General features: G+C 64.8%; 15 protein-coding genes. 11 read left to right on the top strand and 4 right to left on the bottom strand.

The annotated features are described in order from the left end of the window. The first annotated feature begins 47 nt into the window (after window positions 1–47). From AXW67_RS01510 to AXW67_RS01500, 3 genes are all read left to right on the top strand, one after another. Window positions 48–1,415 (top strand): IS30 family transposase, encoded by a 1,368-nt coding sequence (locus tag AXW67_RS01510; RefSeq protein WP_201723621.1) that lies wholly within the window; start codon window positions 48–50, stop codon window positions 1,413–1,415. 204 nt (window positions 1,416–1,619) lie between these two features. Continuing rightward, window positions 1,620–2,195, top strand: coding sequence for a peroxidase-related enzyme (locus tag AXW67_RS01505; protein WP_063676076.1), 576 nt, complete (start codon window positions 1,620–1,622; stop codon window positions 2,193–2,195). After that, on the top strand, window positions 2,192–2,683 hold the full coding sequence (locus AXW67_RS01500; protein ID WP_063676074.1) for an MgtC/SapB family protein: 492 nt from the start codon (window positions 2,192–2,194) through the stop codon (window positions 2,681–2,683). Before AXW67_RS01505 ends, AXW67_RS01500 begins: the two co-directional genes overlap by 4 nt. Window positions 2,684–2,740: 57 nt before the next feature. On the opposite strand, the gene AXW67_RS42995 is transcribed toward AXW67_RS01500, so the two are convergent. After that, window positions 2,741–2,908: a hypothetical protein gene (locus tag AXW67_RS42995; protein WP_201723620.1), complete on the bottom strand. Its 168-nt coding sequence runs from the start codon at window positions 2,906–2,908 to the stop codon at window positions 2,741–2,743. A gap of 376 nt (window positions 2,909–3,284) precedes the next feature. Between AXW67_RS42995 and AXW67_RS01495 the strand changes: the two genes are divergently transcribed. Next, a complete protein-coding gene (locus AXW67_RS01495) occupies window positions 3,285–5,492 on the top strand; it encodes an alkaline phosphatase family protein (RefSeq protein WP_063676072.1) in 2,208 nt (735 codons plus the stop codon). 391 nt (window positions 5,493–5,883) lie between these two features. Here the strand turns inward: AXW67_RS01495 and AXW67_RS42990 are convergent, their stop codons facing one another. Next, entirely contained in the window at window positions 5,884–6,039 is a 156-nt protein-coding gene (locus AXW67_RS42990) for a hypothetical protein (protein WP_198024687.1), read from the bottom strand. 419 nt (window positions 6,040–6,458) lie between these two features. On the opposite strand from AXW67_RS42990, the gene AXW67_RS42985 reads away from it, so the two are divergent. Then, on the top strand, window positions 6,459–6,614 hold the full coding sequence (locus AXW67_RS42985) for a hypothetical protein (protein WP_198024688.1): 156 nt from the start codon (window positions 6,459–6,461) through the stop codon (window positions 6,612–6,614). A gap of 15 nt (window positions 6,615–6,629) precedes the next feature. Here the strand turns inward: AXW67_RS42985 and AXW67_RS01490 are convergent, their stop codons facing one another. Further along, window positions 6,630–7,253 carry a ParB-like protein gene (locus AXW67_RS01490; RefSeq protein WP_063676101.1) on the bottom strand — a complete coding sequence of 208 codons (624 nt, stop codon included), beginning with the start codon at window positions 7,251–7,253 and terminating at the stop codon, window positions 6,630–6,632. A 300-nt stretch (window positions 7,254–7,553) separates the two neighbouring features. Between AXW67_RS01490 and AXW67_RS01485 the strand changes: the two genes are divergently transcribed. The 6 genes from AXW67_RS01485 to AXW67_RS01460 all read left to right on the top strand — a co-directional run bounded on the left by AXW67_RS01485 (window position 7,554) and on the right by AXW67_RS01460 (window position 12,431). Beyond that, on the top strand, window positions 7,554–7,898 hold the full coding sequence (locus tag AXW67_RS01485; RefSeq protein ID WP_027551687.1) for a hypothetical protein: 345 nt from the start codon (window positions 7,554–7,556) through the stop codon (window positions 7,896–7,898). A 224-nt stretch (window positions 7,899–8,122) separates the two neighbouring features. Then, complete coding sequence (locus AXW67_RS01480; protein WP_007592476.1) at window positions 8,123–8,410, top strand: acyl carrier protein; 288 nt, start codon at window positions 8,123–8,125, stop codon at window positions 8,408–8,410. A gap of 10 nt (window positions 8,411–8,420) precedes the next feature. Continuing rightward, window positions 8,421–8,891 (top strand): 3-hydroxyacyl-ACP dehydratase FabZ family protein, encoded by a 471-nt coding sequence (locus AXW67_RS01475; RefSeq protein WP_027551688.1) that lies wholly within the window; start codon window positions 8,421–8,423, stop codon window positions 8,889–8,891. Next, window positions 8,888–10,096, top strand: coding sequence for a beta-ketoacyl-ACP synthase (locus AXW67_RS01470; protein WP_063676070.1), 1,209 nt, complete (start codon window positions 8,888–8,890; stop codon window positions 10,094–10,096). The genes AXW67_RS01475 and AXW67_RS01470 overlap by 4 nt, the downstream gene beginning before the upstream one ends. 116 nt (window positions 10,097–10,212) lie before the next feature. Beyond that, window positions 10,213–11,490 carry a beta-ketoacyl-ACP synthase gene (locus tag AXW67_RS01465; protein ID WP_063676068.1) on the top strand — a complete coding sequence of 426 codons (1,278 nt, stop codon included), beginning with the start codon at window positions 10,213–10,215 and terminating at the stop codon, window positions 11,488–11,490. 8 nt (window positions 11,491–11,498) lie between these two features. Then, window positions 11,499–12,431: a lipid A biosynthesis lauroyl acyltransferase gene (locus AXW67_RS01460; protein ID WP_063676066.1), complete on the top strand. Its 933-nt coding sequence runs from the start codon at window positions 11,499–11,501 to the stop codon at window positions 12,429–12,431. Window positions 12,432–12,666: 235 nt separating this feature from the next. Here AXW67_RS01460 and AXW67_RS01455 read toward each other — a convergent pair whose 3' ends face one another. Further along, entirely contained in the window at window positions 12,667–14,403 is a 1,737-nt protein-coding gene (locus AXW67_RS01455; RefSeq protein WP_063676064.1) for a winged helix-turn-helix domain-containing protein, read from the bottom strand. Between the last annotated feature and the right edge of the window lie 172 nt (window positions 14,404–14,575).

Below are 14,575 nucleotides of genomic sequence, written 5' to 3'. Positions count from 1 at the left end.
GGGCGGATTCAACCGCTCGTCGCAACACTCGAGCAAAAGAGGTTGCGATGGAGAAGCGTGTGCGGACAGATCGTCCCCGAGAGGTCCTACGAGAAGATTATAGACCGTTCTGGACTGCGATTGCCTTGGGGCGATCGAGCGGGGATGCTGCGGTTGAGGCCGGGGTGTCGCCGTCGGTCGGAGTACGCTGGTTCCGGAGGGCGGGCGGTATGCCGCCAACACATTTGTCGCGATCGTCCAAACCTCGGTCGGAGCGCTACCTGTCGTTCGCCGAACGTGAGGAGATTGCCATCTTGCGCGCGCAGGGGCATGGGGTGCGAGCCATCGCTCGTCAGCTCGGCCGGCCTCCATGCACGATCTCCCGTGAGCTCCGTCGCAATGTGGCGCGCCGCCATGGCGCTCCAGAGTACCGGGCGACCACGGCACAATGGCATGCTGATCAGTCCGCCCGACGGCCCAAGTTTGCGAAGTTGGCAATCAACCCGACCCTGCGGGATTATGTGCAGGACAGGCTTGCCGGTATGATCGCTAAGCCAGACGGGGCGCTCCTCGTTGGCCCGAAGGTCGTGTGGAAGGGCCGCCGGGCGGTGCATCGGCAAAACCGACGCTGGGCGACGGCATGGAGCCCGGAACAGATTTCTCGGCGACTTCGGCTCGACTTTCCCGAGGATGAGACGATGCGCATCAGTCACGAGGCAATTTATCAGGCCCTTTATGTGCAGGGTCGAGGAGCTTTGCGCCGTGAACTGACGGCCTGCTTGCGCACTGGGCGGGCCTTGCGGATGCCGAGGGCGCGCGCCCGCAAAGGCAGAAGCTTCATTCCTTCCGAGATCATGATCAGTCAACGTCCGGCGGAAGCTGCCGATCGAGCTGTGCCGGGTCACTGGGAAGGTGACCTCATCATGGGCCTCGGTAGTTCCGCGATCGGCACTTTGGTGGAGCGCACGAGCCGTTTTACCATTCTGCTGCATTTGCCGCGCATGACCGGTCAGGAACAGGATGCTCGCGTGAAGAATGGACCTGCACTCGCCGGACATGGCGCTGAGGCGGTGCGAGACGCCATCACCCGCGCAATCTTCACCATGCCCGAGCGACTGCGGCGGTCTCTAACCTGGGATCAAGGAGCTGAGCTGGCTCAGCACGCGCGTCTGAAGATCGATGCAGGCGTGCAGGTCTACTTTTGCGACCCTCACAGCCCGTGGCAGCGCGGCACCAACGAGAACACGAATGGGTTGCTGCGCCAGTACTTTCCAAAGGGGACGGATCTCAGCATGCACGATGCCGATGATCTGGAGGCCGTGGCTCTTGCACTCAACACAAGGCCCCGCAAAACCCTCGGCTGGAAAACACCGGCAGAAACCCTCGACGAATTGCTCCGAGTGAGCGATACACGGAGTGTTGCGACGAGCGGTTGAATCCGCCCAGTACGCCGCGGCTTCGCCGTATCCAATCACCGTCTCTAGAATACTGGATCGCCCGCATTCGCGGGCGATGAAACCCGAGAGCTGGCACGCGCGTTCCCTAATCTTGTCCTTGGGAGCTCAGCCCCATTGTCAGGCACGTTGAGCAAGCCACCCGCATCGACTATCTTTGCCCGCTCCGATCCGGAAAACATGCCAATGACAAATCCCCAACGCTTTCCCGCTCCCGCGCTCGACACGCTGCCCGAGGACATCCGCACGCGGCTGCTCGCCGTGCAGGAGAAGAGCGGCTTCGTGCCGAACGTGTTCCTGACCCTGGCCTATCGCCCCGACGAGTTCCGCGCGTTCTTTGCCTATCACGATGCGCTGATGGAGAAGGACTCCGGACTCACCAAGGCCGAACGCGAGATGATCGTGGTGGCGACGTCGGCGGCCAACCAGTGCCAATACTGCGTGATCGCGCATGGCGCGATCCTGCGCATCCGGGCCAAGAACCCAGTGATCGCCGACCAGGTCGCGGTGAACTACCGCAAGGCGGACATCACGCCGCGGCAGAAGGCGATGCTCGACTTTGCGATGAAAGTTTCCGCCGACGCGCAGCGGATCTCCGAGGATGATTTCGCCGCCTTGGGGCCCCACGGCTTCAGCGACGACGACATCTGGGACATCGCCGCGATCTCCGCCTTCTTCGCGCTGTCGAACCGGCTGGCCAATTTCACCGGCATGCGGCCGAACGACGAATTCTACCTGATGGGACGCCTGCCCAAACAATGAACGAGCTCGACTGGTCCGACATCCTCCTGCGCCTCGCCGTTGCCACGCTTGCCGGCGGTGCGATCGGACTGGACCGCGACTTCCACGGCAAGCCGATCGGGCCGAAAACGCTCGGCATCGTCAGCCTCTCCACCGCCACCGTCGTCGTGCTCGCTGTCCAGTTCGCCGAGCCGGGCAAGATCTCCGATGCGGCGAGCCGCGTCATCCAGGGTGTCCTCACCGGCATCGGCTTCCTCGGCGCCGGTGTCATCGTGCAAGGCCACCGTCTCCGCGTCCACGGACTGACGAGCGCGGCCTGCGCCTTTCTCGCCGCCTGCCTCGGCATCGCCTGCGGCGCCGGACAATGGAAGATCGTCCTGATCGCGCTTGCGCTCGCCCTCATACTGCTCACGGTCGGCCGTCCGGTCGAGCGTTGGCTGCACCGCCTGGTCGGCGGCGAGGATCAAGCGGAAGCGCCGCCGAAAACGCGCCGCCCGGATGTGAGTTAAGCTGAAACCGCTGTCGCGCAGCGGTTTCAGCGTTTCGAGCAGCAGGGCTTTCCGCGCTCACGTCTTCCGCCGCAGGCTCCAGAGACTTCCGACGCCCAGGACAGCCGTCACGAGCAGAACGGCCACGAAGGTCTGAATGATGCCGAAGTTCAGGGCATCGCGCGCGACGAACAGCGCGGTGATGGCGCCTGCGAGCAGAAAGAGAATGCGAAGGATCACGCTCATGGTCACTCTCTCCAGGTCAGCATGACCTGGAGCCCACTAGCACCTCGACGCCGGGCGCAACGCTGGTTCTACGATCATGCCGCCGGACCATAGCGGCCTGTAGCAATGTGAATTTGCGATACGTCAAGCCCAAGCGTGCCACACTCGAGGAGTGCCACACTGTCGCGCGTTAGGTTGTTGTTTGGCTGCGATCTTTTCGAAAAGCCGCCACATGCTCGTCCGCAAGATGCGCCAGCGATCACACGCAGCGTAGTCGCTGCGACGCACAGGTGTCGCCCCGGCGTCACATGCGCGTCGTCGGCCACGCTCGATAATCGCTCCGGCTTTTCAAACCACATCCACGCTGGAATCGCGCAGCGAGCATTGGGGCATCCACATGAACAAGAAGACTTTTTTCTGCTTGATATCGGCGATGTCGCTCGCCACATCGCTGGCCAGCGTGGCACCGCCCGCCCGCGCCGACGACAATGATCGCGACCAGGGCTTCGGCAACTCCCGCAGTCAAGACCACGGTGGCCATCATGGCCGCAAGTCGCGGCAAGTCGTGCTGATCTCGCTTGACGGGGCCAAGCCCGATCTCATCCAGCAATTCATCGAGGAAGGCGTGCTGCCGCGCGACGGCGGCCTGGCGCGGCTGAGCCGCCACGGCGCGGTGGCGCTGCAAAACGTGACGGCTTCTCCGTCGCTCACCGCGGTGTCGCACATCGAGATCGCCACCGGCTCGACCGCGGTCCACAACGACATCCCGTCGAACACATTCCAGGCGATCGTCGGACCGATCTCATCCAGCCTCAGCGGTTTCGCAGCTCCGATCGGCGGCTATCAAGAGAGCCCGCTCGGGCCTACGCCGTACCCGACTGCGGCACCGCTGTGGGTGCAGCTCCGCCAGCAGGGCAAGAAGGTGGCCACCGCGACCTGGCCGGGCGGCGACGGCGCCGACATCTCCATCAACAACACGGTGGTGCAACCAGCTCAGCCGACCCGCGTCACCAACTACACCGTGCCGTTCGGAGCGTTCGGCGGCATCGGAGCCCAGGGCTTTTCGCTATCCCAGTCCGACTTCGCGCCCGATCCGGCGGTGGTCGCGGGGCTCCAGGCGGCCGGCCACTTCTCGTTCAGCCCGGTGCTGGCGACGACGACGCCGATCGAAACCTTCTCCTGCTCCTCGGCACCGACTGCGACCTGCACCAGCGCCTCCACGCTCGACGTCAAGTACGCGATCCGCGTGGCAGCACTCGACACCACCGATGACAACCAGGTGAATTACGACACGCTGGTGTTCTTCGACGCCACCCACGGCATCACGCCGGGACCGTTCCATGCGCCGTCGACCGGACCGGCCTATGCCAAATTCGGCGGCGAGAACGCGCCGTTCTTCTTCGAAGGCAGCGGCGCCAAGGTCGGTGCCGCCTACTTCGTCTCGCAGCTTTCGCCCGACCTCTCGGTCGTGCGCTTCGCCCGCTATGGCGCCAACTTCATCCCGCGCAACACGCCGGTGCTGGCCGACGTCGACGACATCAACAACAATATCGGGTTCTGGCGTCCGCAGGCCGATTTCCGCATTCCGGAGCGGCTGAGCCCGGGCTTCACCAACTTTCCCGACGTCGAGATCGAGACGATGTTCGAGGACATGGTCAAGACCTTCGTGCGCTACCAGGCCAAAATCGGCGTGCGTGCGATCGAGACCAATCCCGATGCCGACCTGGTCATGATCTACATCGAGCAGCCCGACGGCTCCGAGCATCAATTCCTGCTCACCGATCCCCGTCAGGGCACCAACCCGAAGGACCCGAACTCGATCGGCGCCAACCAGGATCCCGCCAAGGTCGCGCGCTACGCCTCGTACATCCGCTTCGCCTATCAGACCGCCGACAAGGCGGTGAAGCGGATCGCCGATGCCGCCGAGCAGGACAGCAACGTCATCGTGGTGTCGGACCACGGCTTCGCGCCGTTCCACACCTCGGTCAGCATGGCCAACATCCTGAAAAATGCCGGCATCGACACCAGCAAGGTGGCGATCCGTACCTCGGGTCCGGCGGCCAACATCTACATCAACCTGCAGAACCGCGAAGCGGGCGGCACCGTCGATCCGGCGACCTACAAGGCGCTGCTTGCCCAGATCAGCGACGCGGTGAAGAACGCGGTCGATCCGAACCCGAAGTTCAACTTCTCGCTCGATAGCGGGCACATCTTTACAGTGGTCGAAACCCGGCCGCTGCAATGCGAGGCCGGAACCGGGCTGTGCATCAGCAAGACCATCGGCCAGGATTTCGGCGATGTGTTCGCGCTGATGGCTCCGGGCTACAATTTCGACGGCATCCAGAACCCCGGCGTCGCCCGCCTCGGCGACGCTCCGTTCAATGCGACGACGACCATGCTGTCGATGCCGAACTTCTACGGCGCCCACGGTCACGATCCCGAGCTGCCGGTGATGAGCGCGACTTTCATCGCCGCCGGCCCGCAGATCGAGAAGACGACGATCCGGCGCATGCGCAACGTCGACGTGGCGCCGACGATCATGCGGATCCTCGGCGTCAAGCCGCATCAGGTCGACGGCGAAGTGCTGCGCGAAATCCTGCGCTGAGACGGGCCGCTCGATCCTTCAAGCTCAGCCGATGGGCGCCGGCGCCCATCGGCTCTTCTTCCGAGCCGCCGCCTGCAATCTGCTGTCATCGCCGGCGACTTCAATATCGTCACGAGCGTCTCTCGGGCTGGCCCCGCAGCCGCTTCGGGAGATCCTGTCAACGGTGTTGCCGTGAGCCAATCGCGGCGCTATCGCTGCACATTGCAAGCACTGCGTTCGTCAACGCCCCTCGAGCAAAACAACACTGACAAGGCGACCGGGAACCCGAGGGCAAGAATGCCCTCGACAATGGCGATGTGATTGGTCCAGTCGATGAGAGCGGCCTGGAGCCGGGAGGATCGTTACGGGCGTGCCACCGCTGCGTTGCTTGCGGCTGCGAAGCACTATGCCCCTAGCGCTTGTCCATCAACTCGAGCGCCGGGGCAAAGCGCTCGGAGAACGTCAATGTCCTGGCGTGATGAGCTGCGGCAAACGCGGCCGAGACGAAAGTGTAAATCCCTGCTGAGGCGACCGCGAGCATGGCAGCGGCGAAAACCAGACGACGCATTCCTGCCTCCTGTGTGGGCTGGATTGCGGACGAGGATGGAACGGCTTTGTTTCAGGACCTTTTCGTGGGGGGCGGAAAATGATTTCGCTCAAGAGACCGTGATGAGGTTTCGGTACGTGAGGCCACCTGCCGCAACGAGGTTGCGTACCCTCGTAGACTCGCTCATCCCTTCCAATGCCGACCGCCCAGGCTCGTGCGATTGAGCGACAGCGGGAGACTCTTGTGCGCGCGGACTAGTCCAAAGCGACGCATGAGCAGCGCGAACTTCACGCTCGAAAAGCGCGACCAACAATAGTCAGCGTTGTTTTACGTCAGGCGCGAGCCGCGTTGGGAATTTTGCGCCCGGCACCACGATCCTGAATCGCAAGACTGCCGCGACAAGCTCTTGCTGGACTGCAGAGTCTTCGAGGAACACTCAAATGAACGTCGCCATTCAGAAGCTCAATGGCCTGTGGCACCTCATCGTCGGGTCGTGTCGGATCCGAACTCCATTCCTGGAAACCCAGGACCGCGAGCTTGTCGTGACCTACGCCCGGCGCATCTACCCCGGCGCCAGGATCTTCCAACGCGACTGACGTGAGCTTCGCGCCCTAGTCATCGTCCGCGGGCCCGCACCAGCCGGGCAGATAGATCGCGTCCTTGCTCTTGGCTGCCGCCAGGGCCTTCTCGAGCGCCTTGTCGAAATTGGCGTCCACCGCCTTGCGCGAAAGTTGTCGGCGCAAAAAGTCGGCCCAGAGGAATTCGGAGAACGGCGTGGTGTCCTTGGCGAAGCCGCCCATGCGGCGAAGCTCGCCGGCAAGGCTGCGGAAGGGATCGTCCTTGAGGTCGGCGACCGATTTCGGCAAATCCTTGAACGGCCGCCGCTCGCCCTTGGCGTCGTAGGGGTAAACCCAGCGCTTGTTGTCCATCACGCCCCAGAAGGCCTCGCGCTCGACCATCCTGAGATCGCCGATGACGGTGACCAGCACGTCCTTGACGCCCTCGTCGTGCAGCGCGCGGCCGAGATGGTGGTGGTCGACGACGTAGTAGCGATCGTCTGGCCCATGCACCACCGGGATCATGTGGGTGCCGAGCATATCGGACTGCTTCTTCTGGTCGTGCTCGCGCCAACGCTTGCGCTTCTCCTTCACCTCGCGCATGCCGACCGTCATCTGCGTCGGCCGCAGCGAGAGGATCGGTATCGGATGCACTCTGGGCTCGCGCGTGGACATGATTGAAGGCCCCTTGGTTGGTTGCAATTGGCAGTTCAGGAATCGGCGGACTATGCCATGAGCCCCGCGGCGGCAAAATGCATTCGGCCTGCGCAGAGATCACAAGCCGATGTACACGAGCCCGTTGCTGCAACGCAAACGTGCATCCGCGACGCCGGAATGAGGCGGGTTCCGGATGCCACGCAGCATCCATGAACGATAATGCGAAAGCGCAAATGCGCGGGCGCGTTGAGAAGATTTTCTGCAACGCCTGAGGTCCCTGTGCTATCTAAAATCGCTGCTTCGGAGTGATCCCCCCGCGCCATGAAAACCCAGCGGCCCATAAGCTCGGACGAGGAGCACCAGGTGCTCCAGTTCAGGCCGCGCAACTCGCCCTCTCCGTCGGTCCGCCGGGGTAACGGGACGGTCCAGCCGCTGCGTGCAGCGACACCCGAGCCGCTCGATCTGTCGCGCTACGAGCAGCCCCGCGAGGAGCCGGACGACTTCCGCCATCGCATGCTTGCCAACATTGCGGCGCTCGCCTTCACGATCGCGCTGACGGCAATCGGCATCTGGCTCGCGGTCAGCATCGCCGACCTGCGCCGGACGCAGGATTGCGTGCTGATGGGCCGGCGCGACTGCGTCAAGATCACGACGCCGCATATTTAGGCGGCCACGTCCCGGCCTGGGCCCCGTTTGAAGCCGTTTGGCAGGCATCCCCAGGGGGACCATTGGCCCTGTCCGGCTCCATTGAACTCAGGGCGGCGCTCCGATATACGGGCAATCGACCCGGCCAGAGGGGGGTTTGAGGGCGTCATCTGGGGCGCGATGCCCACCCACCATGCCACTCTGGCAAATCTGACAAATACCCGCAATATATCAAAGGCTTAGTGATGTCCTCCACATTCGATCAGGTCGCTACGATCATCGCTGAAACCTGCGACATCCCGCGCGACACGATCACGCCGGATAGCCACGCTATCGATGACCTCGGCATCGACAGCCTCGATTTCCTGGACATCGCGTTCGCGATCGACAAGCAGTTCGGCATCAAGCTGCCGCTGGAAAAGTGGACCCAGGAGGTCAACGACGGCAAGGCAACCACCGAGCAGTATTTCGTGCTGAAAAACCTGTGCGCCCGCATCGACGAACTGGTTGCGGCCAAGGGCGCGAGCGCCTAATCGCGCGGCCATGCAACTCGAATACTTCCACATGATCGATCGCATCGTCGACCTCAACGTCGACGAGAAGCGGATCGTCGTCGAAGCCCTGGTTCCGAACGCGAGCACCATCTTCGAGGGACACTTTCCGGGCTATCCGCTGATGCCCGGCGTGCTCCTGATCGAATCGATGGCGCAGGCGTCGGGCTGGCTGCAGCTCGGCGTGCTGAAGTTCGAGCGCATGCCGATTCTCGCCGCCGTGAAAGAGGCCAAGGTGCGCGGCTCGGTCTTCCCCGGCGATCTCATGAGCATCGAGGCAACCCTTACCCATCAGGGCTCGGGCTACGCCGTGACCGAAGCCAAGATCCGGGTCGGCGGCAAGCTGCGCGCGAATTCGACGCTCACCTTCACGCAGATCCCCTTCCCCAATGCGGATATGCGCGGACACATGGACGCGATCGCCAAGCGCGTCGGATTTCCGCAACAGGCCGTTTCGCCATGACTGAGAACTCCGCTACGAAGCCCGGCCAGACGGAAGTCTGGATTACCGGCATCGGCCTTGCCACCTCGCTCGGCGAAGGGCTCGACGCCAACTGGGCCGCGCTCCAGGAGCGGCGCATCAATGTCGACGAGAAGGGATTTGCGCCCTGCGTCGTGCACCCCCTGATGCCGGTCAGCTTCGACGGCCAGATCCCGAAGAAGGGCGACCAGCGCCAGATGGAAGCCTGGCAGCGCATCGGCACCTATGCCGCGGGGCTGGCGCTCGATTCCGCCGGGATCAAGGGCAACAAGGACATCCTTGCCAAGATCGACATGGTAGTGGCGGCCGGCGGCGGCGAGCGCGATCTCAATGTCGATTCCGGCGTGCTCACGGCCGAGGCCAAGGGCGCCAATGCGCCGGGCTTCCTCAACGAACGCCTGATGAGCGACCTCAGGCCAACGCTGTTCCTGGCCCAGCTCTCCAACCTGCTCGCCGGCAACATCGCCATCGTACATGGCCTTGGCGGCACCTCGCGCACCTTCATGGGTGAAGAGGTCGCGGGCGCGGACGCTGCGCGAATCGCGCTGGCGCGCATCGCCTCGGGCGAGAGCGACATCGCGCTGGTCGGCGGCTCGCACAATGGCGAGCGCAAGGACCTCCTGGTCCTCTACGAATTCGGCGACTTCAACCTGAAGGACAAGTTTGCGCCGGTGTGGGCGCGCAAGGACCACGCCGGCTTCGCGCTCGGCTCGGCCGGCGCGTTCCTGGTGCTGGAGTCCAAGGCGCACGCCGAGGCGCGCGGCGCCAAGCCATATGCAAAGCTGACGAGCGTCGTCGCCGACCTCGCCAAGCGCAAGCAGCCGGGCGACATGGCCGCGACGCTGGAGAAGCTGTGGGCGAAGCTGCCCAGGCGCGAGGGCAAGGGCGCGATCATCTCCGGCGCCACCGGCGCGGAGCCGGCGACGTCGGAGGAGCGGAGCTTCCTGAAGGGCCACGCCGACTTCCCGGTGCGCGCGACCGGCACGATGTTCGGCCACACCATGGAAACGCAATTTCCGCTCGGGATTGCGCTCGCTGCGCTCTCGATCTCGCGCGGCGCGCTGTTCCCGCCGAACGATTCCACCGGAACCGAGATTGACATGCAGGGCGCCCCCACCCAGATCGTGGTGGTGGGAGCCGGACACTGGCGCGGCGAAGGCATGGCGCTGGTCGAGGCGGTTCGCTAAAGCGCGTCGCGCTTTAGCGGTTATTGTTTGAGCATGATCTTCTCGGAAAACCGCGCCAGACTTTGCGCTAACGCGGCCCTCCGGGTCCGGATCATGCTCTAGCTAGCGGGGGAAACATGACTGCACCACGCGACAAATTCGGACGTCCCGTCGTCGTCGTCACCGGCATGGGCATCATGACCTCGCTCGGCACAGGCAAGGCCGACAACTGGTCGAAGCTCGTCGCCGGCGAATCCGGCATCCGCACCATCACGCGCTTTCCGATCGACGGCCTGAAGACCACGATGGCCGGCACGGTCGATTTCGTCAGCGTCGATCCGTTCTCCTCCACCGCCCTGTCCGAGCGGATGGCCGAGATCGTCACGGAGGAAGCGCTGGAGCAGGCCGGCATCGGCGCCAACGGCGATTTCCCGGGCCCGCTGTTCCTGGCGGTCGCACCCGTCGAGGTCGAGTGGCCGCAGCGCCTCGAGCTCGGCCACGCCGTCGGCAAGCCCGACATCAACTACGACGATCTCCTGCGCATCTCCGGCGGCGGCAAGTTCGGCGCCTATCATCACCGCTTCATGTTCGGCTCGGTCGCCGCCTACCTCGCCGAGACCTTCGGCACCAAGGGCTCGCCGATCTCGCTGTCGACGGCCTGCGCCTCGGGCGCGACCTCGATCCAGCTCGGTGTCGAGGCGATCCGCCGCGGCGAAACCGATGCCGCGCTCTGCGTCGCCACCGACGGCACGGTGAATCCGGAAGCGCTCGTTCGCTTCTCGCTGCTCTCGGCGCTGTCGACCCAGAACGACCCGCCGCAGGCGGCCTCCCGCCCCTTCTCCAAGAACCGCGACGGTTTCGTCATGGCTGAAGGTGCCGGCGCGCTGGTGCTGGAGAGCTATGAAGCCGCGACCGCGCGCGGCGCAAAGATTCTCGGCGTGCTCGCCGGCTGTGGCGAGCTCACCGATTCCTTCCATCGCACGCGCTCCTCGCCGGACGGCAAGCCGATCATCGGCTGCATGAACAAGACGCTGGCCGACGCCGGCATGGAGCCCGGCCAGATCGACCACATCAACGCCCACGGCACCGCGACGCCCGAAAACGACAAGATGGAATTCAACACGACATCGGCCGTGTTCGGCGAGCTCGCGCAGAAGATTCCAGTCACCTCGAACAAGTCGATGGTCGGCCACACCATCTCGGCGGCGGGCGCGGTCGAGGCGATCTTCTCGCTGCTCACGCTCGAGCATCAGCGGATTCCGCCGACGATCAACTACGACAATCCGGATCCCACGATCCTGTTCAACGTCGTCGGCAACAAGGCGCGCGACGCCCGCGTCACCGCGGTGATGTCGAACTCGTTCGGCTTCGGCGGCCAGAACGCCTCGCTGATCCTCACCCGCGAACCGGCCTGACCGGACGCATGGCTCTGCTTCCTGCGAGCACGAAGGCCCGCGCGCGGGAGGCTGCCAAGTCGATCGGCGGCGGCCTGATTGGCGCGGCGACCGTCGGCATGCTGCGCACCACGCGCTATTTCGATCCGGTCAAGACCGCGAACTTCTTCTCGCGCGTCACAAAGCTGATCGGTCCGCGCCTGCGCGAGCACCGCATCGGCCGCGCCAATCTCACCGCCGCCTTCCCGGAGAAATCGCCGGAGGAGATCGAAGAGATCCTGATGGGGGTCTGGGACAATCTCGGCCGCGTCGGCGCCGAGTTCGCCCATATCGACCATGTCTGGGACTATGACCGCGATCATCCTGAGAAGAGCCGAATCGAGCTGCCCGAACGCAGCGTCGAGCTGTTCGACCAGATCAGGGATGACGGCAAGCCTGCGCTGATCTTCGCCGCGCATCTCGCCAACTGGGAATTGCCGGCGCTCGCCGCCGTCGCGCATGGGCTGGATGCGGCGATCCTCTACCGCCGGCCGAACATCGCCTCCGCCGACCGCATCATCCAGGAGATGCGCCAGGTCAACATGGGCACGCTGATCCCTGCGGGGCGCGACGCACCGCTTCGCCTTGCGCAGGCGCTGAAGGACGGCAAGCACGTCGCCATGCTGATCGACCAGTACCTCACCGCCGGCGTCGAGGTCACCTTCTTCGGCCGCAAGACCCGCGCCAACCCGATGCTGGCGCGGCTCTTGCGCCAGGTCGAATGCCCCATCCACGGCGTGCGCATCATCCGCCTGCCCGATGGCCGCTTCACCGGCGAGATCACCGAAGAGGTCAAGCCGGTCCGCGATGCCGACGGCAGGATCGACATCCAGGGCACGACGCAGGCGATCACCAGCGTGGTGGAGAGCTGGGTGCGCGAGCATCCGGAGCAGTGGCTGTGGCTGCACCGGCGGTGGCGGTAGTTGCTTCGTCATTGCGAGCCAACGGGTCCGCGCGAAGCGCGGCCCCGATGACAGGCTCCGCGAAGCAATCAAGACTCGTAGTTCCTCATCCTGAGGAGCGCGGAACGCGCGTCTCGAAGGATGAATGGCCCGGTCGGTGGCCTTGCCCTTCGAGACGCGCGCGAAGAGCGCGCTCCTCAGGGTGAGGGTCTGGCTTCGGGGCTTGACGCTCTTCGCTCGCGGCAACGAGCCAACCTCACCGCTCCGGCAATCCGGCCTCGACCTCGGCCTGAACGACGCGATCCCAGGCTGCGATACACACCGGACTTGCGTTCTTCATCGGCGGCGAGACGTTGAGCCTGGTCGTGCCGGGCCGCAGCCGCAGTCCCTCCGCGATCGCCGCCCTCGCCTCCGCGAACCGGCCCGTTCTCTGGTAGGCGGCAGCGAACAGAAAGTGCGAGCGGCCGGTCCCCGGAGTGACGGCGATCGAACGCTGCAGCCACGGCAACGCCTCCTCGTCGCGTCCCATCGAGACATACGCCATGCCTGCGCCGAGCAACCAGGTCCAGCGCGAGGCCGGCGGCGTGTCGTAGCGGTCGGCTTGCTGGAATGTCGCGAGCGCATCGTCGAAGCGGCCGAGATAGATCTGCCCGAGACCGATCAGATAGAGCGCCGCCCCGTTCCACGGATCGAAGCTCAAGGCCCTGGCGCAGGTGACGAGACTTTCCACGAAATGGTTGGTCGCGCTGAGGAAGCGGCAAGTGGCCTCGAGCACCGGAATGGAATTCGGCTTCAACCGCAACGCCTGCTCGAGCGTCGCATTGGCCCTGGCCTCGACCGCGGCCGCCTCCTCCGGGCTGAACCAGACCATCTGGATGCCGCGCATCTGGAGCGAAGAGAGCGCGACGGCGAGATCGACATTATCAGGATCTTCGTCAAGCGCCTTTTGTAACATCGACTGCGCCACGCCAAAACGCTCGCGCGTCGTCTGGTTGATCGATGCGAGCGACTGCTCGACAGCAACCTTGTCGCCGCCCGCGGACTGTCCGCGGCTCGCGGGCGACGACGCGCTCGGCTCCAGCATCTCGTTGAGGCGGCGGGCAAGGACATGACCGGCGCCCGCGACGAGCCGGGACTGCGCGAGCTGCGCATCCGGCTCATCAGCATTGACCGAAGCAGCGACCACCGACTGAACCTCGCCAGTGCCCGCCTTGATAAGGCGCGCCCGCAGTGTCCAGGACTGATCGCTGTGCTGCAACTCGCCTCGGATTTCGTAATCGGACGGCGCGGCCGGCGCGCTGGCGCTTTCGACACTCGCCAGCGCGGGCGAGCGCGGCGCAACCACACTGACGTTCTGGATCTTGGCAAAGCCATCCGTGAGACGGCCGGTGACCTCCGCCGCCATCACCGCGCCGCGCGAATCGTTGCTGGCGTCAACGATCGGCACCACCGCGATGCGAGGCGGCGTGCGCTTGAACAGGAGCTCCGGCTTCAAAACCGGCGCGGCCACCGCAAGCCCCACGACGATCACACCGAGCCCGGCCATCGCGGCGACCATGGCCCGCCGGCTGAAACCGAAGATGGCGCGCTGCGACCTCGCCTCTGCCGGGACACCTTCGGCCGGCGTCGCAGGCCCGGCCTCCAGGGCCTCGGCGAGCGGAGGCTCCTCGGCGTCCGCCGTGACGTCCGGCTCGGCCTCAACCTCCGCCGTCAGCAGATAGCCGCCGCCGGAGGCGAGCTTGATCATCTGCCGCCGCTCGTCGCCGAGCGCGGTGCGAAGCTCGCGGATGCATTGAAACAGGCTGTCCTCGCCGACATGGACATTCGGCCAGACCGCCTCCATCAGCTCCTGCTTGCTGAGGACCCGGCCGCCGCTGCTGGCGAACAGCCGCAGCATCTCGAAGGTCTTCGGCCGGAGCTTGATCGCAACGCCATCGGCCCCGCGCAGCTCCGCGCGCTGCTGGTCCAGCTCGAAGCCGGCGAAACGAAGCAAATGATCCCCCAAAGTAACTCTCCCAGCCGGCTCGTATAGCGGAAGTCTGCCGAAAATGCCCGAAAAGCGGGTCTGAAACGGAAATATCAGAAACTTTCAGAAAATTGCCGACCCCTTATCAGGACGCCCCCCCCCCGCCAATGAGAAGAGTCGGGTCGGAGACGGACTCGCG

Origin of the sequence: Bradyrhizobium neotropicale (genome assembly GCF_001641695.1) — a bacterium.
In the GTDB taxonomy this organism is placed as follows: Bacteria; Pseudomonadota; Alphaproteobacteria; order Rhizobiales; family Xanthobacteraceae; genus Bradyrhizobium; species Bradyrhizobium neotropicale.
The sequence above is the reverse complement of the archived record's forward strand: the minus strand, read 5'-3'. Positions and strand labels throughout refer to the sequence as shown.

Coding starts and splice junctions, on each gene's coding strand:
- AXW67_RS01510 (WP_201723621.1), top strand. CDS start 48: ATGGAGAAGCGTGTGCGGACAGATCGTCCCCGAGAGGTCCTACGAGAA.
- AXW67_RS01505 (WP_063676076.1), top strand. CDS start 1,620: ATGACAAATCCCCAACGCTTTCCCGCTCCCGCGCTCGACACGCTGCCC.
- AXW67_RS01500 (WP_063676074.1), top strand. CDS start 2,192: ATGAACGAGCTCGACTGGTCCGACATCCTCCTGCGCCTCGCCGTTGCC.
- AXW67_RS42995 (WP_201723620.1), bottom strand. CDS start 2,908: ATGAGCGTGATCCTTCGCATTCTCTTTCTGCTCGCAGGCGCCATCACC.
- AXW67_RS01495 (WP_063676072.1), top strand. CDS start 3,285: ATGAACAAGAAGACTTTTTTCTGCTTGATATCGGCGATGTCGCTCGCC.
- AXW67_RS42990 (WP_198024687.1), bottom strand. CDS start 6,039: ATGCGTCGTCTGGTTTTCGCCGCTGCCATGCTCGCGGTCGCCTCAGCA.
- AXW67_RS42985 (WP_198024688.1), top strand. CDS start 6,459: ATGAACGTCGCCATTCAGAAGCTCAATGGCCTGTGGCACCTCATCGTC.
- AXW67_RS01485 (WP_027551687.1), top strand. CDS start 7,554: ATGAAAACCCAGCGGCCCATAAGCTCGGACGAGGAGCACCAGGTGCTC.
- AXW67_RS01480 (WP_007592476.1), top strand. CDS start 8,123: ATGTCCTCCACATTCGATCAGGTCGCTACGATCATCGCTGAAACCTGC.
- AXW67_RS01475 (WP_027551688.1), top strand. CDS start 8,421: ATGCAACTCGAATACTTCCACATGATCGATCGCATCGTCGACCTCAAC.
- AXW67_RS01470 (WP_063676070.1), top strand. CDS start 8,888: ATGACTGAGAACTCCGCTACGAAGCCCGGCCAGACGGAAGTCTGGATT.
- AXW67_RS01465 (WP_063676068.1), top strand. CDS start 10,213: ATGACTGCACCACGCGACAAATTCGGACGTCCCGTCGTCGTCGTCACC.
- AXW67_RS01460 (WP_063676066.1), top strand. CDS start 11,499: ATGGCTCTGCTTCCTGCGAGCACGAAGGCCCGCGCGCGGGAGGCTGCC.